General features: G+C 70.6%; 20 protein-coding genes and 3 pseudogenes. 8 read left to right on the forward strand and 15 right to left on the reverse strand.

Going from position 1 to position 19,296, the window contains the following annotated elements; translation table 11 throughout:
* Positions 1–58: 58 nt before the first annotated feature.
* Both FVS66_RS19870 and glpK read left to right on the forward strand, forming a co-directional pair.
* Positions 59–826 (forward strand): IclR family transcriptional regulator, encoded by a 768-nt coding sequence (locus FVS66_RS19870; RefSeq protein ID WP_149182531.1) that lies wholly within the window; start codon positions 59–61, stop codon positions 824–826.
* 41 nt (positions 827–867) lie between these two features.
* Positions 868–2,382: a glycerol kinase GlpK gene (gene glpK, locus FVS66_RS19875; protein ID WP_149182532.1), complete on the forward strand. Its 1,515-nt coding sequence runs from the start codon at positions 868–870 to the stop codon at positions 2,380–2,382.
* A 615-nt stretch (positions 2,383–2,997) separates the two neighbouring features.
* Here glpK and FVS66_RS19885 read toward each other — a convergent pair.
* Both FVS66_RS19885 and FVS66_RS19890 read right to left on the reverse strand, forming a co-directional pair.
* Complete coding sequence (locus FVS66_RS19885; RefSeq protein ID WP_149182533.1) at positions 2,998–3,516, reverse strand: phospholipase A2; 519 nt, start codon at positions 3,514–3,516, stop codon at positions 2,998–3,000.
* A 527-nt stretch (positions 3,517–4,043) separates the two neighbouring features.
* A complete protein-coding gene (locus tag FVS66_RS19890; RefSeq protein ID WP_149182534.1) occupies positions 4,044–4,331 on the reverse strand; it encodes a metal-sensitive transcriptional regulator in 288 nt (95 codons plus the stop codon).
* A 243-nt stretch (positions 4,332–4,574) separates the two neighbouring features.
* Here FVS66_RS19890 and FVS66_RS19895 point away from each other — a divergent pair, with 243 nt between their 5' ends.
* Complete coding sequence (locus FVS66_RS19895) at positions 4,575–4,943, forward strand: VOC family protein (RefSeq protein WP_149182535.1); 369 nt, start codon at positions 4,575–4,577, stop codon at positions 4,941–4,943.
* A gap of 47 nt (positions 4,944–4,990) precedes the next feature.
* Here the strand turns inward: FVS66_RS19895 and FVS66_RS19900 are convergent, their stop codons facing one another.
* From FVS66_RS19900 to FVS66_RS19930, 7 genes are all read right to left on the reverse strand, one after another.
* On the reverse strand, positions 4,991–5,830 hold the full coding sequence (locus FVS66_RS19900) for a transposase family protein (RefSeq protein ID WP_187645603.1): 840 nt from the start codon (positions 5,828–5,830) through the stop codon (positions 4,991–4,993).
* 57 nt (positions 5,831–5,887) lie between these two features.
* Entirely contained in the window at positions 5,888–6,055 is a 168-nt protein-coding gene (locus FVS66_RS36095) for a hypothetical protein (RefSeq protein WP_262387093.1), read from the reverse strand.
* Between the two features lie 376 nt (positions 6,056–6,431).
* Complete coding sequence (locus FVS66_RS19910) at positions 6,432–6,803, reverse strand: thioredoxin family protein (RefSeq protein ID WP_149182536.1); 372 nt, start codon at positions 6,801–6,803, stop codon at positions 6,432–6,434.
* A gap of 183 nt (positions 6,804–6,986) precedes the next feature.
* Positions 6,987–7,886: a sulfite exporter TauE/SafE family protein gene (locus tag FVS66_RS19915; RefSeq protein WP_149182537.1), complete on the reverse strand. Its 900-nt coding sequence runs from the start codon at positions 7,884–7,886 to the stop codon at positions 6,987–6,989.
* Positions 7,883–8,467 carry a rhodanese-like domain-containing protein gene (locus FVS66_RS19920; protein ID WP_149182538.1) on the reverse strand — a complete coding sequence of 195 codons (585 nt, stop codon included), beginning with the start codon at positions 8,465–8,467 and terminating at the stop codon, positions 7,883–7,885. The genes FVS66_RS19915 and FVS66_RS19920 overlap by 4 nt, the downstream gene beginning before the upstream one ends.
* A gap of 149 nt (positions 8,468–8,616) precedes the next feature.
* Positions 8,617–10,005 carry an MBL fold metallo-hydrolase gene (locus tag FVS66_RS19925; RefSeq protein WP_149182539.1) on the reverse strand — a complete coding sequence of 463 codons (1,389 nt, stop codon included), beginning with the start codon at positions 10,003–10,005 and terminating at the stop codon, positions 8,617–8,619.
* A 104-nt stretch (positions 10,006–10,109) separates the two neighbouring features.
* Positions 10,110–10,445, reverse strand: a complete 336-nt coding sequence (locus FVS66_RS19930; RefSeq protein WP_149182540.1) for a rhodanese-like domain-containing protein — start codon at positions 10,443–10,445, stop codon at positions 10,110–10,112.
* Positions 10,446–10,824: 379 nt separating this feature from the next.
* Between FVS66_RS19930 and FVS66_RS19935 the strand changes: the two genes are divergently transcribed.
* A complete protein-coding gene (locus FVS66_RS19935; protein WP_149182541.1) occupies positions 10,825–12,069 on the forward strand; it encodes an aromatic ring-hydroxylating dioxygenase subunit alpha in 1,245 nt (414 codons plus the stop codon).
* A gap of 132 nt (positions 12,070–12,201) precedes the next feature.
* Here FVS66_RS19935 and FVS66_RS19940 read toward each other — a convergent pair whose 3' ends face one another.
* Positions 12,202–13,059, reverse strand: a complete 858-nt coding sequence (locus tag FVS66_RS19940) for an SDR family oxidoreductase (RefSeq protein WP_149182542.1) — start codon at positions 13,057–13,059, stop codon at positions 12,202–12,204.
* Positions 13,060–13,393: 334 nt separating this feature from the next.
* Between FVS66_RS19940 and FVS66_RS19945 the strand changes: the two are divergent.
* Together FVS66_RS19945 and FVS66_RS19950 are read left to right on the forward strand one after the other, a co-directional pair.
* A pseudogene (locus FVS66_RS19945) lies at positions 13,394–13,597 on the forward strand (hopanoid C-3 methylase HpnR); the annotation flags it as partial.
* 258 nt (positions 13,598–13,855) lie between these two features.
* Entirely contained in the window at positions 13,856–14,734 is an 879-nt protein-coding gene (locus FVS66_RS19950) for a DMT family transporter (protein WP_149182543.1), read from the forward strand.
* A 47-nt stretch (positions 14,735–14,781) separates the two neighbouring features.
* On the opposite strand, the gene FVS66_RS19955 is transcribed toward FVS66_RS19950, so the two are convergent.
* Positions 14,782–16,077, reverse strand: coding sequence for a glycosyltransferase (locus tag FVS66_RS19955; protein ID WP_149182544.1), 1,296 nt, complete (start codon positions 16,075–16,077; stop codon positions 14,782–14,784).
* Between the two features lie 226 nt (positions 16,078–16,303).
* Between FVS66_RS19955 and FVS66_RS19960 the strand changes: the two genes are divergently transcribed.
* Positions 16,304–16,789 (forward strand): hypothetical protein, encoded by a 486-nt coding sequence (locus FVS66_RS19960; protein ID WP_149182545.1) that lies wholly within the window; start codon positions 16,304–16,306, stop codon positions 16,787–16,789.
* A gap of 206 nt (positions 16,790–16,995) precedes the next feature.
* Here the strand turns inward: FVS66_RS19960 and FVS66_RS19965 are convergent, their stop codons facing one another.
* Positions 16,996–17,403: an SHOCT domain-containing protein gene (locus tag FVS66_RS19965; protein ID WP_149182546.1), complete on the reverse strand. Its 408-nt coding sequence runs from the start codon at positions 17,401–17,403 to the stop codon at positions 16,996–16,998.
* Between the two features lie 34 nt (positions 17,404–17,437).
* A complete protein-coding gene (locus FVS66_RS35135; RefSeq protein ID WP_187645615.1) occupies positions 17,438–17,581 on the reverse strand; it encodes a hypothetical protein in 144 nt (47 codons plus the stop codon).
* 155 nt (positions 17,582–17,736) lie between these two features.
* Here FVS66_RS35135 and FVS66_RS19970 point away from each other — a divergent pair.
* Positions 17,737–18,044 (forward strand): annotated as a pseudogene (locus FVS66_RS19970) (hypothetical protein); the annotation flags it as partial.
* Between the two features lie 27 nt (positions 18,045–18,071).
* Here the strand turns inward: FVS66_RS19970 and FVS66_RS19975 are convergent.
* Together FVS66_RS19975 and FVS66_RS19980 are read right to left on the reverse strand one after the other, a co-directional pair.
* Positions 18,072–18,587 (reverse strand): annotated as a pseudogene (locus tag FVS66_RS19975) (hypothetical protein); the annotation flags it as partial.
* A gap of 31 nt (positions 18,588–18,618) precedes the next feature.
* Complete coding sequence (locus FVS66_RS19980; RefSeq protein ID WP_149182547.1) at positions 18,619–19,107, reverse strand: FxLYD domain-containing protein; 489 nt, start codon at positions 19,105–19,107, stop codon at positions 18,619–18,621.
* Positions 19,108–19,296 lie beyond the last annotated feature (189 nt).

Genomic DNA, 19,296 nt, shown 5'->3' on the forward strand with positions numbered 1-19,296 from the left:
CGGCATTACCGAACGCAGGTCCTGAGCCGGAGTCGAAGACTCGGACTAGGATCGTTCTATGGTCGGCCCGGTCCAGTCCATAGAACGGGCGGCGGCGATCCTGCGTCTGCTCGCCACCGGTCCCCGCAGGCTGGGACTGGGCGAGGTGGCGTCGTCGCTCGGACTGGCCAAAGGCACCGCCCACGGCATTCTCCGCACCCTGCAGCACGTGGACTTCGTGGAGCAGGACGCGGCCACCGGGAAGTACCAGCTCGGAGCGGCCCTGCTCCATCTCGGTACCAGCTACCTCGACGTCAACGAGCTGCGGTCGCGCTCCATCAACTGGGCCGACGCCCTGGCCGCCCGCAGTGGGGAGCCCGTCCGCCTGGGCACCCCCCTGGAGGGGAAGGTGCTCATCGTGCACCATGTCTTCCGGCCGGACGACAGCCTGCAGACCCTGGACGTGGGCGCGCTGCTGCCGCTGCACGCCTCCTCGCTCGGCAAGGTCCTGCTGGCCTTCGGGGCCGCACCCGTCGAGCCGTTGCTGAAGGCCGGACTGGAGGCGTACACCCGGCACACCCTGGTACTCCCCGAGGAGCTCAACCGGGCGCTCGGCGAGATCCGAGAGGTCGGCTGGGGCTCCGAGGTGCAGGAGATGAGCATGGGCGACGCCGGAATCGCCGCACCGATCCGGGGTCAGGGCGGTCTCGTGGTGGGCGCGATCGGCATATCCGGGCCGGTCGAGCGGATCTGCGACGCGGGAGGACAGCCCCGACCGGCCCTGATCACCTTGCTCCGGGAAGCCGCACGGGCGATCTCCAGAGACCTGGGCGCGGCCCGCTGGTAGGCACCCGCGGCACCGCGACACATCGGAAGGCAGGTCCGATCATGGTTGCACGGTATGTGATGTCCATCGACCAGGGCACCACCTCCACTCGATGCATCCTGTTCGACCACAGCGGGCGGCTGGTGTCGGTCGCCCAGCGAGAGCATCGCCAGTACTTTCCCCAGCCGGGATGGGTCGAGCACGACGCTGTCGAGATCTGGCGCAACCTGCAGCGCGTGGTGCCCGAGGCGCTGTCCCACGTCGGCGTGGACGCGGGGCAGATCGCCGCCATCGGGATCGCCAACCAGCGGGAGACGACCGTGCTCTGGGACCGGCGCACCGGTGCGCCGCTGGGAAAGGCGATCGTCTGGCAGGACACCCGCACCGCGCCGCTCGTCGACGATCTGAGGAACCGGCCCGGGGACGAGTTCTTCCTCGAACGCTGCTGCCTGCCACCCTCGACCTACTTCTCCGCGCCCCGGATCCGATGGTTGTTCGATCACGTCGACGGGCTGGAGCAGCGTGCCCGGGACGGCGAGGTGCTGTTCGGCACGATGGAGAGCTGGCTGATCTGGAACCTCACCGGTGGCAGGGCCGGCGGCCTGCACATCACCGACGCCACCAATGCCAGCCGCACCATGCTCATCAACATGCGGTCACTGACGTGGGACGGCGAGCTCATGGAGTTCTTCGGAGTCCCGCGCCAGATGCTGCCGGAGATCCGGCCCTCGGCCGAGAACTACGGCGAGGCCCGTTCCGTGCTCCCGGGAGTGCCGATCACTGCCGCCCTCGGCGACCAGCAGGCGGCCCTGTTCGGGCAGACCTGCTTCTCGCCCGGCGAGGCGAAGTGCACCTACGGGACCGGCAGTTTCCTGCTGATGAACACCGGCACCGACGTGGTCCGCTCCCGGCACGGGCTCCTCACCACCGTCGCCTACAAGATCGCGGACCAGCCGGCGGTCTACGCCCTGGAAGGGCCGATCGCCGTCACCGGCTCGCTGGTCCAGTGGTTCCGCGACCGACTGGGTCTGATCAACAGCGCACCCGAGATAGAGACCCTGGCGCGCACCGTCGAGGACAACGGCGGCTGCTACATCGTCCCCGCGTTCTCCGGTCTGTTCGCACCCCACTGGAGAAGCGACGCCCGCGGCGTCATCGTCGGCCTCACCTCGTACATCACCAAGGGCCACCTGGCCCGAGCGGTCCTGGAGGCCACCGGCTGGCAGACACGCGAGGTCGTCGACGCCATGAACGCCGATTCCGCGATCGCCCTGAAACAGCTCAAGGTGGACGGGGGCATGACCTCCGACAACCTGCTCATGCAGTTCCTGGCCGACGTGCTCGACGTTCCCGTCGTACGGCCCCTGGTCGCCGAGACGGTCTCGCTCGGCGCCGCCTACGCCGCCGGCCTCGCGGCCGACTACTGGCCCGACATGGAGGTCCTGCGCCGCAACTGGCACCGTGCCGCCCAGTGGCTGCCGGCCATGGATCCCGAACGGCGGGAGAGCGAATACGGCTGCTGGCAACGGGCCGTCGAGCGGTCCCTGGGGTGGATCCAACCGCCGAACCGGTCATGAAACCCCGCCCCTGCCGCCGGTCGCCCCGCACATCCGTCTGCCGGACGCCGCGGCCGGCGATGGCGAGGCCGTCGGGGTCCTGGACCGCGGCTTTGGCGGCCTCCTTGCCCTGCTCCAGCATGATGTGCGGCGGGATGGGGGCAGCCATTCGGAGTACGGGAACGACGTGCCCACCATGAGGAGGGTGTCGCAGCCGCGGATCATGTTGTCGCTGGCCTTGCTGCCGAGGAGGCCGATCGGACCGGTCACGAACGGCAGGTCGTCGGGGAGGACCTGTACACGCGGTCGCCCCCCCCATCCGCGCAGGGGGAGAAAAGGCCCGCGCGGTGCCTCGGCTGCTCGACGGCGAAATCGTCAACCAGCCGTCGCTGACGCGGACGCGCCGCACCCTCCCGGTCCGCGCCCTGGACGGAACGACGACGGTTGAGGCAGTTTCCGAGGCCACGACGCCACGGTCTGAAGGCCGGCGCGATATCCCTGACCCGGGCCGACGGCAAGCGACAGATGTCCGTCGCGGTCAACCTCGTGCGGTGGAACAAGCCGGACCCCTCGGGGAAGTCGCGGCACCACTCCATCGACAACGCGCTGTCGACGCTGTACCAGCAGGCGATGTGCTCAGAAGAACGAGCTGTCGCCACCGAACTGAACAGCCGTGTAGTACGCCTCGGCAGCGTTGACGCAGCTGAGGTGGGACATCGGAAGGCGATAGGTGTCGTCGCAGATGTGGCGCATCTCGGTGCGGAACCGCCCGTCGATCCAGTTCTTCGTCTCGCGTGTCGGGCTGAGCTTCAGCTCATGCCTTCCGCCGTAGTTCCGGTAGCCGAAGTCATGCTGCGCACAGGCGGGCCGGAACACCTCGACGTAGGGCGCGTTGCCCGTGGGAGCGGAGCAGCCGTCGTTCGTCCAGTTGAACGGTGGGATGCGCGGGGTCTCGGCGAACTCCCGGTAGGTGAGGTTCATGATGGAGTCGGCCTGCTCTCGCAGTGTCGGCTCCACCGCCGCGGATGCGGAGACCATGGCCGGGGTGTTGGTGCCGACGGCCGAGGCTGTGCCGGCGCCGGCGACGGATCCGCCGAAGGCGCCTGCCGCCAGGAAGGCCAGAGCGGCAGTGGTCGTCGAGAGCTTCGTACGCATGCGTTCTCCTTGCCTGGGCTTACTGGGCAGCCATCTCCACAGCAGGGAACGAAGCAACCGACGACCGGTTATTCAAGATCACCCGACTAGTGCAAGGCCTCGGCGGCGAAGCTTCGGTCTGGGCTCGATCTTCTTCGTGCGGTATGAAACTGTCTGGTTGTGTCAGAGGGGATGAGCGGGTTGCAGGCGGCCTTGGCTGACGCTTCATCACCTTGCTCTCGGCAGGGCGAGAGAGTGGGCCTCCAGCGCATGACCATCCGCCCGGCTCCGGCCGGGGGGCGGCGAGCTGCGCGGCGGGCGGCCGGTGCGGCACCGGACGTGTCGGTGGTGCGGTCCTCGGTCACCGGGTGTCGTCGTCGCACCAGGACGCTGCGAACCTGATCAGCACCTCGCTCGCGGGGCCGAGGAGGCCAGGACGTGGGACGTCGAGGTATGCGTCGCCGGACTGCCGGCAGGCCGGACGGCATGCCGGACCATCGGTCGCGCTGATGGGTGCAGCGGGGGACGCGGGGCCGCGATGCACCCGTTCAGGCCAGGGACAGAAACAGCTTCTCCAGCCGGGCGCGCATCTCCTCCGTGTCCTCGCCGTCCTTGCGGCCGGATTCGATGTCTGTCACGCACTGCTGCAGGCCGGTGGCGATGATGGTGAAACCTGCCCGGTCGAGTGCCCGTGAGGCAGCGGCGAGCTGTGTGACGACGTCCTCGCAGTCGCGTCCCTCCTCGATCATCCGGATGACACCGGAAATCTGGCCCTGCGCGCGGCGCAACCGGTTGAGAACGGCCTTCAGGTCCGCCCCCACGAGTTCCACTTCCACGATCACTCCTTCATAAATACCCCTTGGGGTATCTTACGTCCGGATTGGGGCGAGGTCGACCATTGAAGCTCCGCCATCTTGAAGTGGCTGGTCAGCGGGGTGGCGTGACCTCATTTCGGGGTGCTCGTGCTGGTCGTGGGCGGCAGTCTGTGTTGTAGATCGTCCGGCGGGGTGGTTTTGCCGATGAGTTCACCGTCCTCGAACGGTCTACCCAGCGACACGACCGTTCTCGACAGGAGTGCCATGTCCACCATCCAGCCAGTGATCGTGACTGCCGACCAGGACGTTCTGCTCGGCTTCTATACGAAATTGTTCGGCGCTGAGGAGATCTTCCGGGTACCGGCGGAAGGCCCGGCCTTCTACCTCGGCTTGCGCATCGGCGACACCGACCTCGGGCTGGTGGCCAAGGCGAACCCGGGGACTGGGGCGGCGTCGCGGATCCTGCTCAGCATCGGTGTCGACGACGTCGACGAGACCCTCGGCCGGGTGGAGGCGCTGGGCGGCTCGGTCCGCAGCGGCCCCAACGACATGCTGTGGGGACAGCGCGTCGCCCACATCCAGGACCCCGACGGCAATCCGGTGAACCTCACCCAGCCGATCCCGGCCCGGTGACGCTGTTCCGGGGGCATGTGCTGATCGTGGGCTACCTGCGGTAGAGATCAATTGTCGGTAGTGGCCTCGATGTTCGTCAGGACGAGCAGCGCGCGAAACAGGTGGGTGGCGCGGGCGGGGTCAGTACGGAGCTTGGTGAGGATCCGCCAGTTCTTCAGGTGGGCAAAGCCGCGTTCGACGGGGACGCGTCCGGCGGCCAGGACCCGGTTGGCCTCCTTCTCGGCGGATGCGAGCCTGCGGGCGCGGGTGGCCTTGAAGCCGGTGACGACCACGGGATCGTCCCCGTCGTCGTCCAGGCCGAGGAAGCCCAGGTCGGCCAGCGCGCCGAGGCCGGCAGCACGCAGGTGGGCCAGGATGTGGTCGCGGCGGGCGGCGGTGATGTCGTGGGTGCGGCCGGGCCGGGCGGCCGATATCCAGACGAGGCGGCCCCGCTCGTCGGTCAGGGCGAGGACGTGCAGGCCGTGGCGGTGGTGTTTGCCGGAGTAGTTCGGGCGGTTCGCTCTCCCGGTGCGGCGTTGGGTGGGGATGAGGGTGCCGTCGATCAGGACGACCTCACCGCCGCGCCGTGCGATCTTCTTCAGGGCGCGGTCCAGGCGCGGGGCCTTCGCGGCCAGCAGGGCGATCAGCTCGTCGCGCCAGCGGCGCACGGTGGTGGCGGAGATGTCGTTGCCGCCGGCCATGTCGGCCAGGCGCTGGTCGTGCCGGAGCACGGCCAGGACGATCACCGCGATCCTCCCGGGCGGCAGCGCCCGCCACCTCGACCGTATCGCTTTCAGATGGCGTCGCAGCAGGTCGGAGAGGTAGTTCAGGGTGCGCGTGGACAGCGGCAGGCGGCACTGGTAGACCAGGGACACGGTGTCCCCGGCGTGCCCTTTGGTTTTCGTCACACAATTCCAACAGCCGCCGGGGGTACCTCAGTTACGCCCCGCCGCCGTGCGGCCTGGTCACGGGCGGGCGGTGAACTTCCCGTTGGGTCGTTTGTGCAGCCAGCCGCGGTCGGCCAGCTTCGTGAGCTTCCCGCGCAACGGCTCCAGCTTGCCCCGTACGCCGGTGTCCAAGCCCAGCACCTCACCGATCTGCCGGGTGGCAACCGGGCCGGCGGCCTGCCGCACGGCGGTCAGGGTGCTGGTACTCCGCCGGCAGCGCGGACTCAGCCACCCCCGGCCCACGGTCCGGGACCAGCCGCACCGCCCGACCCGCCACCTGGACCACCGGCGACCCGGCCTCCGCACGCCGCGCGGCGATCCGCTCCAACACCTCGGGATCCATCATGCGCCGGAGCGTAGGAGCGGCACCCACGGACGGGAATCCACAAACCCACCCCTGCCCGATGATCTACACCCCAGACTGCCGCCCACGACCAGCACGAGCACCCCGAAACGACATCACACCAGCACCCTGACCAGCTACTTCAAGATGGCGCAGCTTCATTGAAGGTCGTAGTGGTCTTCAGGTCCCGGCGTACCCGGTATGGGTGAGGTCCTGTGTTCAGGGGCGATCCGCCGCGGTCTGGGTGGCCGCCCGGCGGACGGCGTCCATGTCGACGGCCCGGACCTTGCCGATGAGCTCCTCCAGTGCCGGTGGCGGCAGCGCGCCCGGCTGGGCGTACAGGATCGTCCGGTCGCGGATGGCCATGAGGGTCGGGATGGAGGAGATGTTGAACGCGGCCGCGAGTTCGGGCTGTGCCTCGGTGTCGACCTTGGTGAACACGATGTCCGGGTGTCGCTCTGCCGCCTTCTCGTAGACGGGGCCGAACACGCGACAGGGTCCACACCAGGCAGCCCAGAAGTCGATCAGCACGATCTCCGAGCCGGTGACGGTGTCCTCGAAGTTGTCCCTGGTCAGTTCGGTGGTGGGCATGACTGTCACTTTCCTCTCGTATACCTCCGGGGGTATGTGGTTCGTGGAACGGTGTCCGGGCCGGGTTTGTTCCGGCAGAGCGTGACCCCGGCAGCCGGTGTGTGTGCGGGGTGCGGGCTGACAGCCCGGCAGCCCGGCAGCTCGGCGGTGATCGGTGGCGGGTACACCCCTCGGGGTGAGCGGTCAGGGCTGTGTCCGCGGTTCGCGGGTGGCTGCCCGCGGCCCCTTGGCGGCAAGCCGCAGCCGGCGGCGTGCGCGAACGGTGGCCGCCGTCACCGCTGCCGTCGCGATGAGTCCGATGCCGGCCCAGGTCAGCGGGCTGGTCCACAGCGCGGGGTGGAGCTGGCGGCCGAGGACGAAGACGCCCATGGCGATGACGAACCAGCCGAACGTCTTGCGCAGTGTGTCCTGGGGGATGCGTCCGGCGAGGCGACTGCCGATCAGGCCGCCGATGACGGCCACGGAGGTGACGGCCAGCGCGAGGCCCCAGTCGATCTGGACCCCGGCGAGGTGACCGGCGAGTCCGGAGAAGGACTTCATGGCGATGACCAGGAGCGAGGTGCCGACGGCCACGCTCATGGGCAGACCGCCGAGCAGGGCCAGTGCGGGCACGACGAGGAAGCCGCCTCCGGCGCCGACCAGGCCGGTGACCGCGCCGACCGCGAGCCCCTCGACGACGATGAGCTTCACGGGAAGCTCGCCACGACCTGGGCTGTGCGGGGTGGTCTTGCGGGGCTTGCGGAGCATGGCGGCGGCGGTGGCGAGCATCATCAGGGCGAACGCGATGAGCAGGACCGGGCCTGGGATGTACTCGGCGATTCGGCCGCCTCCGTAGGCACCCACCATGCTCACCGCGCCGAAGGCCAGTCCAGTGCGCCAGCGGACACGTCCCGCGCGGGCGTGCGGGACGAGCCCGACCAGGCTGGTGACGCCGACGACGAAGAGGGACGTGGCGATGGCCTCCTTGCTGCCCTGCCCGGCCAGGTAGACGAGGATCGGGACGGTCAGGATGGAGCCGCCGCCGCCGAGGACGCCGAGACTGATTCCGATGACGACGGAGGCGGCGAGAACGAGGGCGATCACGATTGGTCCCGCAGGGAGGCGACGACGGCACGGATGTCGGTCCGCGGCCCGCGGTTGTAGGGCAGCTTGGCCAGGAGCATGCCCATGGCGCAGGTGTTGCTGAGCGCGGCGTAGGTCAGCCCGGCGCCGATGGCCGTGCCGATCAGATGGACTCCGGGCACCAGCAGGCCCACGACACCGGTGATGAGGACGACGGACCCGGCGATGAGGCGGACCTGCCGCTCCATGTCCCAGCGCTCCGGGCCCCTGTTGACCGGTGCCCCGGCGGCCTCCCAGGCCATCATGCCGCCGTCCAGGACGCGCAGGTTGGGCAGGCCGGCCTCCGCGAGTGCCTGCTCGGCCTGTGCCGCGCGGGCGCCGGAGCGGCAGATCAGGACGACATCCTCGTCCAGATGGGCAAGGAGTTCGGCGCGGTGCTCGCGCAGGGTGTGGAGGGGGACGTTGTAGGCACCGGGGATGTGGCTGGTCCGGAACTCGCCGGGTGTGCGCACGTCCAGCAGGCGGGGACCGCGCTCATCCTGGATCAGCTGCTGGAGAGTCGAGGGGGTGAGACCGGCGGCGCGAGAAGCGCTGTTCGTCATGGGAACTCCTTGATGCGTAGCGGAGGATGCGTAGCGGGGGATGCGAAGCAGGGGGATGCGGGGTGGGGCGGGTGGGGGTGTGCGCATGGGGGCCGAGTCCCGGCGGCCGGCGTACGGAGGTGGTCGGCCGCCGCTGTCGGCGCTGAGGGTCAGGCTGCGGCGGGGGCGTTCGGCAGCGTCCAGGCGGCGTAACCGCCGAGGATGTCGGAGACGTCGGTGAAGCCGTGGTGGCGCAGCAGGCTGGCGGCTATGGAGGAGCGGTGGCCGCCCGCGCAGTGGAGGACGAGGGGCCGGCCGGCGGGGATCTCGTCGAGACGGCGGGGGAGTTCGCCGAGCGCGATGTGCAGGGCGCCGTCGATGAAGCCGTTCTCTCCGCGTTCGCCGCAGTTGCGGACGTCGATCACGACCGGTGGGTTCTGGCTCTCCAGGGCGGTACGCACCTGGGCCGCGGTCAGACGGCTGGCCGGCGTGATGTGCTCGGCCAGGGCCGTCAGGGCGTCGTCGGGGGACCGCAGGTAGCCGACGACCTGGTCGAAGCCGATCCGGGCCAGGCGTGTGACGATCTCCTCCTCGCGGTTCTGGGGCGCGATGACCAGCAGCTCCGCATCGGGCGCCAGCACGGTGCCGGCCTGCTCCGCGAACCGGCCGTCGGCGGGCACGTTGACCGAGCCGCGCAGATGCCCCGCGGCGAACTCCTGCGGGTCGCGGGCATCGACGACGACGGCGCCGGCGGCTCGGCGCTCGGCGAACTCCTCGGCGGCCAGCGGCCGGGGCGCCGCGGCCGGGTCGAACAGCTGCCGTGCGCGGCGGTTGAGATCCGCGTCGTAGGAGAAGTACCCCGGCGCGGCGGACTGTCCGGCGGTGACGATCGCCACGAAGTCGTCCCGGCTCATGGGGGCGCAGGCGTAGTTGGTGGTCCGCTGCTCGCCGATGGTGGACTGCTTCTCGGTGGACAGGTTCTTGCCGCACGCGGACCCGGCGCCGTGCGCGGGGTAGACCCGCACCTCGTCCGGCAGCCCCATCAGCTTGTTCTGCACACTGTCATGCAGCATCGCCCCGAGCTCCTCGGCGGTGGCCCCGGCCGAGGCCAGCAGGTCCGGGCGACCCACGTCGCCGATGAAGAGAGCGTCACCGGTCAGCACTCCGTACGGCACCGTGTCGCCACTGTGCTCGTACACCAGGACGCTGATCGACTCCGGGGTGTGACCCGGCGTCTCCATGATCTCCAGACTGACGTCCCCGAGGCTGATGGTCTCGCCCTCGGCGAGCTTGCGGATGGGGTACTCGGTCTCGGCCCGTCGGCCGTAGCCGATCCACGCGCCGGTGCGCGCCGCCATCTCCAGGTGGCCGGCGACGAAGTCGGCGTGGAAGTGGGTGTTGATGACACCGACCACGGTGAGACCGTGCGCCTCGGCGTCGGCCAGGTACTCCGAGACGTCGCGGCGCGGATCGACGACCACGGCCCGGCCGGTGGTCGGGTCGGCGATCATGTACGAAGCCTGGGAGAGGCAGTCGAGGTAGTACTGGGCGAAGAACACGGAGACCTCCGGGAAGGGATCGGCTTCTATACCCCTTGGGGTGTGGGGGAAGGTGTGGTGGTTCCGGCCCCGACGGCGTCGGGTGGTGGTGGAGTGCGGGAGTGTCAGGCGAGACCGGGGGTGAGCCCGGTCGCCACACGACGGCCCGCGCTGATCCAGCCCTTGGTGCCTTCGGCGACGGACCGCGCGTCCACTCCGAGGGCGGTGAGCTGGTCCGCGGCCCATCGGCTGCGATTGCCGCTGGCGCAGATCACGTACACCGGCCTGTCCGTTGGCAGGCGGAGTGCCGGGTCGGCCAGGGTGGCCGGCGCGGACAGCGGAGTGAGCCGCGCGCCGGGTACGTGCCCAGCCCGGTACTCCGCCGGTTCCCGCACGTCGAGAACGAGGGCGCCGGCGGCCCACGCCGCGGCGAAAGTCTTCAGATCCACTTCACGTGCCATGGCGAGTTCACCTCCATATACCCCCCTGGGTATGTGTCATCGACGGTAAGGGCTGGATGTCGAGGATGTCAAATACCCCTAGGGGTATGTTTGCGGCCGGGCGATTCCGGGCGCTGTCCTGACACAGGCACGCCGGGTCGGCTGGTCCGGGCTGCTCCGCCGGAACGGGGATCACCACGCGGAACCCGCGCCTGCGCGGATGCTCGCGGATGGGCGCGAGGAGTACGCGCGCTCCCCATCCGGACGCGTTGGGCATGCCGTGGGCGGCGGGCGGCCGCCAGGATGGAGGGTGCCGACGCGCCTGCGTCGATCGGCGGTCGGCGATGCCCGGCGTGCCGCGTGACTGCCCGTGCCGAAGATCCACCCACGAGGGAGAGGTATGGCCGAGACAGACTCCGACGGCGCCGGAATCCTCGCTGATGGGGCGGCCAGGAGCGGTCAGCCCTCGCGGCACCGCGGTCCAAGGTCCGGCGTGGCCGACCTTCGGCGTGTCGGGGCGAACCCGGATTACTGGTACCCCGTCGCGCGGTCCGGGAGCTTGCGCGTCGGGCGGGTGCTGGGGACCGCGTTCGCCGGTGAGCGCATCGCGCTCTACCGCGGGGAGAGCGGCGCCGTCCACGCGCTGGAGGACCGGTGCGCCCACCGTCAGGTGCCGCTGAGCATGGGGGTTGTGGAGGGCGAGACACTCCGCTGCTGCTACCACGCGTGGGCCTATCGCGGCGACGGCCGCATCTCGCAGATCCCGTACCTTTCGAAAGGCGACGGCCGGCCGCCACGCGGCGTGCGCGGCTACCCCGTCCGCGAGGCGTACGGCCTGGTGTTCGTCTTCCCGGGCGACCCTGAGAAAGCGGCGGTCACCGCACTGCCCGAGCTGCCGACCTTCGGCTCACCGCGGTACAGGACCATGACCTTCTCCCGTACCGTGCGCTGCCACTACTCGTTCATGCACGAGAACCTGCTCGACATGAACCACCAGTTCCTCCACCGGGGCGTCGTCGGCAGGCTCCACCCCGAGCTGCTGGAGTACCGGACGGAAGCGCGGTCGGTGGAGGCCAGATACCTGTTCACCCACGCCGGGGGGAAGCGGAACCGCAGTGCCGACCTGCTGGCCGCCCAGCGAATCAGCGGCAGCGACTCCGACGACGTCATGACCATCCGCACCGAATACCCGTACCAGACACTTGACCTGGTCCCGGAGAAGGCCGAGCGTCCGGCCTTCCGCCTGTGGGCCGTGTACGTGCCGGAGGACGCAGAGCAGCGTACGTGTCGTGCCTATGGCCTGCTCATGATCGAGAAGCCCCGGATTCCCGGATCCCTTCATTTGGCATGGCCGTTCATCAGGCGCTTCACCGAGCGCGTGTTCGCCGAGGATCGCATGGCCGTCGAAGCCGAGCAGCGGGCGTGGGAGGAGCAGGGCGAGGACCGCAATCATGAGGTGTTCCCCCTGATCCTGGACGTCCGCGAGGTGCTGCGCGCCAACGGCGTACCTCTCCGGCCCCAGCCTGCCGCGAGCGGCGCTGCCCCGGTGCGGTGCGACGGCGCGGCGGCCGCGCACGGCCGCCACCCTGCGGGGCCGGGCGTCACCGCAGACCCGGAGGCTCCGCCTGGCCGGCCGGGCGGGTGAACGCCGGTCGACGCGCACCCGCGGGCTCTGGGCCTTCGACGGATCGGTCTCACGACGGCCCGGCCACCCCGGCAAGGTGATACACGGTCAGCCGGCCCGACGGCTTACCTGTGGTGTCGACGACGCCGGCGGTCAGCCGAAGCGGTTCAGCAACCGCCGGTACAGCCCGGGCGCCAGGCCGCGCACGCGGCCCGGGAGGGTCAGCCAGCCGGGGACGTAGAGGTCGTCTCTGCCGTGCCGGACGGCGTCCCAGACCGCGCGGGCGACACAGCCGGGCGAGGCGGGGCGTGGACGGGAGCGGCCGTAGGGCCTGCCGCGGAGGGTGAAGAAGGCCGTGTCCACCGGGCCGGGCACGACGAGTGTCACGCCCACCCCCGTGCCGCGCAGCTCCTGCCGCAGTGCCTCGGCGAAGGCGGCCACCCCGGCCTTGGCGGCGGAGTACACCGCTTCCTCCCGCACGCCCACGCACCCGGCCACGGAGCCGATCAGCACCACACGTCCCCGGCCGGCCGCCACCATGGCGGGCAGCACCTCGCGGACGAGGTGGAGTGTGGCGTTGAGGTCCAGGGACAGCACCCGGTCGATGTCGGTGGGCGGCATGCTGGCGAAGGGGCCCGCCCAGCCGATGCCCGCACCGGCGATGAGGACGTCGATCCGGCCGGTCGCGCGCAGCGCCGACTCGGCGAGCAGGCGTGGTCCTTCCGGGGCGGCGAGGTCGGCGGGCAGCACGATGGCCGACGTGCCGGCAGCCGTCTCCTCCAGGCGGCGCCGGTCCCGCCCGCTGACCAGCAACTGCCAGCCGCCCATGGCGAAGCACCGCGCCGTGGCGGCGCCGATGCCCGAGGAGGCGCCGGTGACCAGCACCACGTTCCGGTCCATGCACGGCGGCGGACCGTGCTCCCGCGCCGTGGACGGGGCGGGACCCCCGGGGCGGCGTGGGATGCCGTCCACCCGGGGGCCGTGGGCGGAGCCGGAGCCGGTGTGGGTCACGAGTCGATCTCCCTGCGCTGTCGGGTCCGGTTCGGCTGCTGGGGCAGGAGGCGATACGGCCCCGTCCTCCAGCACACCGCCACCGCGGTCACTCGCGCCAGTGCTGGGACGTCTGCCCGGACCGAGCCCATCCGGACCGACGCGCGCTGTTCGGCCCACGCCGTGCGCCGGCCGGGCGCTCCCCGGCCCCGTAGCCGAGGCGGCAGAACCACTCCTGCGTGCCGCGGGGTGCCGCCAAGCGGCGGTATGGCGGTACACGGTGAGCTTGCGCCGGGATACGAAGGGGACACCCCTTCGTATCCGGTACCGTCCTGCTCTCCGTGGCGAGGTGACCATGCGTGTGATGCTCGTCCACCCCAGCGCCCTGTCGTACTCCGCGGTCTTCCTTCGGCTCGAACCCCCGGGGCTCGAGCGGGTCGCCGGGGCCGCGCGCGAGGCCGGTCACGAAATCCGGGCCGTCGACCTCCGGGTGTCCGGCCGGGAGCGGTTGGGGAGGGAGGCGAGGTCGTTCCGGCCGAAGGCCCTCGGCATGTCCCTGAAACCGCCGGAGCGCTTCCACGAGGAGCCGGTCCGCACCCGGGCCGTCATCGACCGCGGGCACCCGGGCCTGGGCAGGGCCTTCGGCGCGCCGTGCGTCCTGCCCGGCAACCTGCCGCGTGGGCAGACGAACTTCGCCCGCATGCTGTGGAGGTTCAACCAGGTCTGCAACCCGCGCCGTCGGCTCTCCGTCCACACACGGGGAGCGACCCAGGTCGCGCCTACTCACCGTACGACCGACTAGCCGCCGGCACGAGGCATGCCGGTCGCCGTACTCGCCTCGCTCGCCGCGAGTGTCTGCTTCGCGGTCGGGGGCCTGCTCCAGCAGTGGGCCGCGAGCGCGCGACCGGACGCCGAGACGCTGTCGCCGCGCCTGCTGGGCCATCTGATCCGCGATCCACTGTGGCGGTACGGCATCGGCCTGGCCGTGCTCGCCTACGGGTTCCAGTCGCTGGCCCTGGCGTTCGGGCCGCTCAGCCTGGTGCAGCCGCTGATCGTCGCCGAGCTGGTCTTCGCGGTACCGCTGTCGGCACGGCTGTACCGCATGCGGCTGGGCCGCCGGGAATGGTTCGGCACGCTCGCGGTGGCCGCCGGGCTGGCGCTCGCCCTGCTCTCCGCCCGTCCGCACGGCGGCCGGCCGGAGTCGGCGGGCACGCTGTCATGGCTGCTGGTCCTGGGCGCGACCGGTGCCCTTGTCTGCTGCGCCCTGGCGGTCGCCCGGCACCTGTCCGGTCCCTGGCGGGCGTCGGTGACGGCCCTGGCCGCCGGGGCGGTCATGGGCACCCAGTCCGTTCTGCTGGCGGCGATGGTGGACCGGCTGCGGTACGGGCTCGGCGCCGTGCTCGGCGCCTGGCAGACGTACGCGTTCGTCGTGGCGAGCGTGGGCGGGCTGCTGCTTATCCAGAGCGCGTTCCAGCAGGGCCCGCTGGCCTCGAGCATGTCGGTGCTCGACGCCATGGAGCCGGCGGTCGCCGTCACCGTGGGCACGGCCGTGTTCGGTGAGGCGATCCGCACGGGCTGGCCGGTCACGGCGGTGACTGTGGTGGGGCTGGCCCTGGTGGGAACGGGCATCGTGACTCTGAACTCGTCGCCGACGATCGCGGCGTTGCGCGGGCGGCGAGCCGTCGACCCCGGGTGACCTCCGACCTGCCGACCGTCGTACGGCCGCTCCGCGCGCCCCGAGTCTTACGCCGCCGGGGCGCTGTCACGCCGCCGTGAGGGGCCGGACGGGAGCCAGACGGGGAGCAGGTCCTCGGCCAGGACCCGGTCCCAGGAGGGGTGGACGGCCCTGGCCGTGGCCGTCGCCCGGTGGCGCACCGCGTACAGCAGATCTGGCCGGTCGACCAGCGTGCCGAGGGCCTCCGCCCAGTCACGAGGGTCGTCACGGCGTACGACGATGCCGTCCCGGCCGGGCTCCGCGAGCCACCGCGTGGTGCGCGCGCCCTCGGGCAGCACCACCGCCAGGCCGCTCGCCATGGCCTCGGCGACGACGTTGCCGCAGGTCTCCGTGCGGGACGGGAAGACGAAGAGGTCGCAGCCCGCGTACACCTGGGCCAGCCGGTCCTGCGGGAGCTGGCCGAGCAGGGTGACGGCCGGGCCGAGGGACCGCCGCACCGCGCCCGCCTCCGCGCCCGAGCCCGCCATGATGGCGTGCACGGCCTGGCCGCGGTCGCGCAGCAGCCGCAGGCTCTCGGTCAGCAGTGGCACGCCCTTGGTGGCGTCCAGCCGTCCGGCGAACAGCACCAGAGGACGGTCGGCCGGCACGCCGTACTCGCGGGCGAGCCGAGCGCGGGCGGTCGCGTCGGGCCGGAAGCGTTCGTGGTCGACGCCGCGGCGGAGGAGGGCGACCCGGTGCGGGCCCAGCTTCCGGGCGAGTTCGGCGCAGCCCTCCGAGGTGGGCACCAGCACGCACTCGCAACAGTCCAGCAGCCGGTCGTACCGCCGACGCAGCCAGGTCTCGGCCCGGTCGGCGAGGATCGCGCCCGGCGCCGGATGGTCGCCGGGCAGCCACCGGTCGGCCAGGTAGCGGGTGTAGACGGAGGCCAGCAGCGGAACGTCCGTGTGCACGGAGCCCACGAGCCGTGGGCCCGGGGCGGGCCTCCGCGCCATCCGCCGGGCGAGCCGGACGGCGGTGGCGGCGTAGGCGAAGCTGTGCGTCAGATGCCAGACATCGTGCCGGGGCAGCAGCGCGGCGAGCCGCGGGTGGTACGGGGCCACGTCGGAGGTGTCCTCCGCGCCGTCGGCCGACATCAGGGAGGCCGTGCTCAGCACCGGGCGGAGCATGACGTACCGTACGCGCGGTGAGAGGACCTCGACCCGCTCACGCTCGCCGAGGAAGTAGACGGTCAGGTCGAGGTCCGGTCCACCGGTTGTGCGTTCGGGGAGGCGGGTGGCGCTCTCCGCGAAGCGCTCCCAGCACTTCACATGCCCGCCGGACGTGCCACTCCGCACCAACTCGACCAGCACCGCGACTGAGGACATGATCCCTGCGTACCACGGCGCCGGTGTTCCATTCGCGGCACACGCGCCGCGGGGGCACGTCTCCCGAATGCCGACCAGGAGCCGCCCGGCATGGACAAGTCTGCAAGGTCGACAACGGCCCGGCCATTCGCATGGAGCGCGCCGACAACAAGAAGCCGAACGGCGGAGGGTCTGTAGGACGACAAGAACTCTCAGGCGATGTATCGGACGGTTGGAAGGGACGGCGATGATTCTGGAGCTGCTGCCGGACGTGGGAGTTGCCACGCTCAGGCTCGGCATGTCGGCCGACGAGGCGGTCGGAGCCGCGCGCGAACTGGGATTCGCCCCGTCCGACCCGGACTTCGGCGACGCGCCTGGACAGGTGCTCTGCGAGCACGGTGAGTCCCGGACGGAGTTCAATCTGGGCTTCACCAAGGGCGCGCTGACCGACATCCATGTGTACCGGTTCCGCCTCGAGGACGCGGATGTGACGGTCGTTCTCGACGGGCTCGACGTCTTCCGGACTCCCAGCGACGAGCTGCTGGAGCGCCTTGAGGAACGAGGACACACGGTCGAGCAGAACGACGACGGAGTGGACACCCTTCCCGACCTCAAGGTGATCCTGTCGAACGAGAGCAGCTTCGAGTACCCGATGGACGAGGAGGGGGACCCGATCTACTTCGACTACGCCCTCGTCACCTCGGTGGACTTCCGGGGCCCGCGCGGGGACTGACTCCGGCGGCCTGACACCGCCGGCCCGCTCCCGACCAGGCCGCGACGCGGTCGCGCGGCAGGTTGCACAGCGCGACCCGCCGCTCTTCGGCGGGGCTGAACTGGCAGCGGGTTTCGGGGCGAAGCACGGTGCGTGTCGCGTCGGGCCGTAGCGCGGCACGCACCGTGGCGTCGACCGCCGTGGTCGTCGGGCCGGTTGCGTGCAGGTCAGTGGAGGATCTTCTCCTTGCCCCGCCGGAACTCTTCGTCGGTGATCTCACCTGTGGAGCGCATCTCGGAGAGCCGGGCGAGTTGATCGGCCTCGTTCCCAGGTCCTGCGGCGCTGCCGGCGGTCTCGCGGATGTAGTCGTCGACCGCCTGTCGCTGGGCCCTGGCGTGTTGGGCCTCCCGCCCGCCCATGCCACTGCCGCGTGCCAGCAGATAGACGAACACGCCGAGGAAGGGCAGCACGATCACGAAGATGAGCCATCCCGTCTTGGCGCCTCCACTGAGCGTGTCGTCCCGGAAGACATCGACGATGATACGAAAGAGAAGGACGATCCACAGGACCCACAGGAAGATCCACATGATCGTCCAGAACGCTCCGAGTACTGGGTAGTCGTAGGCCAGAGTCATGTCGCTGCTCCTTCGTCAGGGCAATTTCCGCCGATCAGTCGTTCATGAACCAGCCGCGCACCTCAGCCTCGTGATCTGCGTACAGGTCGCCGGAGACGTCGACCTTGTCGATGGTGCCTCCGGTGAACGGGAACGGCGTCCCTCCAGAGTCACCTCGGGGAGGTACGTCCGGCTTCACCCCTCGGGGGTGATTGCGCACCCCGCGGCATGCGGGCACCGGGCAAATCCCGCAGCCGACGAGCACCACTGCGGGTGACACCGGTGTCGACGCCGGCCGCCGTGAGTACAGCGCGTACGCGAGTACAGCGCGTACGCGGCCGTGCCCAGAGCACCAATCTCTTCCGGGGCTTCATGGCGATCGCCGAGGACGACGTGTACGTCACCACCCCGAACTACATCTTCCAGTTCGACCTGACCGGCTGGGGCTGGATCCACCTGGCTCTCGGGGTGATCGCCATCGTCATCAGCCTCGGTGTCTTCGCGCGCGCCGTGTGGGCCCGGGTCATCGGGTGGGCATCGCTGCGCTACTGGTCATCGCGAACTTCCTGACGATCCCGTACTACCCCGTCTGGTCGCTCACCCTGATCGCGCTGTACGCCTTTGTCATCCGGGCCCTGTGCGTCGCGCCGCGGGAACCCTGACGGAAGAGCACGGGACCGGCCTGCCACAGTGGGATCCACGTTCCACGCCTCGGGCAGATCGCTGCCGCAGAAGACGCAGAAGAAGTCGTCCTCGCGCACGATGTTGTGCTCCTGGCAGCCAGGACAGCGCCGGAACACCACTTCGTGGGTGAAGCCGGACGGACGCCCGAGCTGAATGTCATCCAGAGCACGGGCGACTGCCGGCCAGGAGCCGACGTCCGGGCAGTACCCGGTTGAGTGGTTGCTGACGTCCCCCACGGCCCATCGGCCCGCCTCGCGGATGAAGCTGATCTCGCCGGCGCTCAGGACCGTTTCTCCGCCGGCACAGGCCACGTGTTCACTACGTCGCGGCGCCAGCCGAAGCATGCCGTCCGTGCCGACCACGTAGGTGAACGGTTCGACCAGCTCCGCTGCCGATCGCTCAGCGGCCCAGCTGTCGAAGTCAGCCGCCGAGCTGATCCGGCAGCCACCGCTGCCAGGCCGAACCGCGGCCTTCAGGTCGACCGGTCCGACATATCGATAACTCCGCCCCCGCACGCTCATCCGAGCCAACCTAGAGCACTTCCGACACACCCTAGTACCGAACCGCGGTGCCTACCTCGGCCTTCACGTCGCCGGACAGCGTGCGGTTGCTGCGTGCGGTTGCCCGCTTGGTGGCGCCGTCGGCCACGTCGGTGACGGTGACGATCACGACGTCGAGCAGATTGCCCTGTGGATCGCGGAAATCGACCTGTACCGCGAAGGACTTCACCGAGTCGGCCGTGTTCCGGGCGGTGACCTCGACAGTGGACCGTCCGTCGTCGTCGGCGGTCACGTCGCCGAGCGTCACCTCGTCCTCGGCGTCTATCCCTCCCTTGATCTCCTCCAGCTTTCGGCCGGCCTCGGCCGTGGCGGACTCCAGGGCTTCCGCGGCCCCGGAGGCGAGGGACGCGGCCGTCGCTGTGGCTCTGCTCGCGAGGTCCGACGGGCTGCCCGTGTCGTTCTCGCCGCAGCCGACCGCCGTGGCCGTGAGGACCGTGACCAGTGCCCCGACCGCCACGTTCCGTGCCATCCATATCGCCATGGTTCCTCCGCGTATGCCGTGCCGGTTCCCTTCCACGAGTCAAGAGGCGCCGCTGCTCCGGCGCACGTCGGGTGCGCGCACAGGGGCAGCCACTCACTCGAACGGCTCCCCGCCCCTCTCCGCCCCTCTCTGCCGCTCCCCGTCGCTCCGCGAGGCGGCGGCCGCGCCTCCGGGCCCCGTCGGCACGGC

The sequence above is a fragment of the Streptomyces sp. TRM49041 genome, from assembly GCF_008271805.1.
GTDB lineage: Bacteria > Actinomycetota > Actinomycetes > Streptomycetales > Streptomycetaceae > Streptomyces.

What these genes read in the sequence shown, in the direction of transcription:
- FVS66_RS19870 (WP_149182531.1), top strand. Translation starts at nt 59, where the DNA reads ATGGTCGGCCCGGTCCAGTCCATAGAACGGGCGGCGGCGATCCTGCGT.
- glpK (WP_149182532.1), top strand. Translation starts at nt 868, where the DNA reads ATGGTTGCACGGTATGTGATGTCCATCGACCAGGGCACCACCTCCACT.
- FVS66_RS19885 (WP_149182533.1), bottom strand. Translation starts at nt 3,516, where the DNA reads ATGCGTACGAAGCTCTCGACGACCACTGCCGCTCTGGCCTTCCTGGCG.
- FVS66_RS19895 (WP_149182535.1), top strand. Translation starts at nt 4,575, where the DNA reads ATGTCCACCATCCAGCCAGTGATCGTGACTGCCGACCAGGACGTTCTG.
- FVS66_RS19910 (WP_149182536.1), bottom strand. Translation starts at nt 6,803, where the DNA reads ATGCCCACCACCGAACTGACCAGGGACAACTTCGAGGACACCGTCACC.
- FVS66_RS19920 (WP_149182538.1), bottom strand. Translation starts at nt 8,467, where the DNA reads ATGACGAACAGCGCTTCTCGCGCCGCCGGTCTCACCCCCTCGACTCTC.
- FVS66_RS19930 (WP_149182540.1), bottom strand. Translation starts at nt 10,445, where the DNA reads ATGGCACGTGAAGTGGATCTGAAGACTTTCGCCGCGGCGTGGGCCGCC.
- FVS66_RS19935 (WP_149182541.1), top strand. Translation starts at nt 10,825, where the DNA reads ATGGCCGAGACAGACTCCGACGGCGCCGGAATCCTCGCTGATGGGGCG.
- FVS66_RS19950 (WP_149182543.1), top strand. Translation starts at nt 13,856, where the DNA reads ATGCCGGTCGCCGTACTCGCCTCGCTCGCCGCGAGTGTCTGCTTCGCG.
- FVS66_RS19955 (WP_149182544.1), bottom strand. Translation starts at nt 16,077, where the DNA reads ATGTCCTCAGTCGCGGTGCTGGTCGAGTTGGTGCGGAGTGGCACGTCC.
- FVS66_RS19960 (WP_149182545.1), top strand. Translation starts at nt 16,304, where the DNA reads ATGATTCTGGAGCTGCTGCCGGACGTGGGAGTTGCCACGCTCAGGCTC.
- FVS66_RS19965 (WP_149182546.1), bottom strand. Translation starts at nt 17,403, where the DNA reads ATGACTCTGGCCTACGACTACCCAGTACTCGGAGCGTTCTGGACGATC.
- FVS66_RS19980 (WP_149182547.1), bottom strand. Translation starts at nt 19,107, where the DNA reads ATGGCGATATGGATGGCACGGAACGTGGCGGTCGGGGCACTGGTCACG.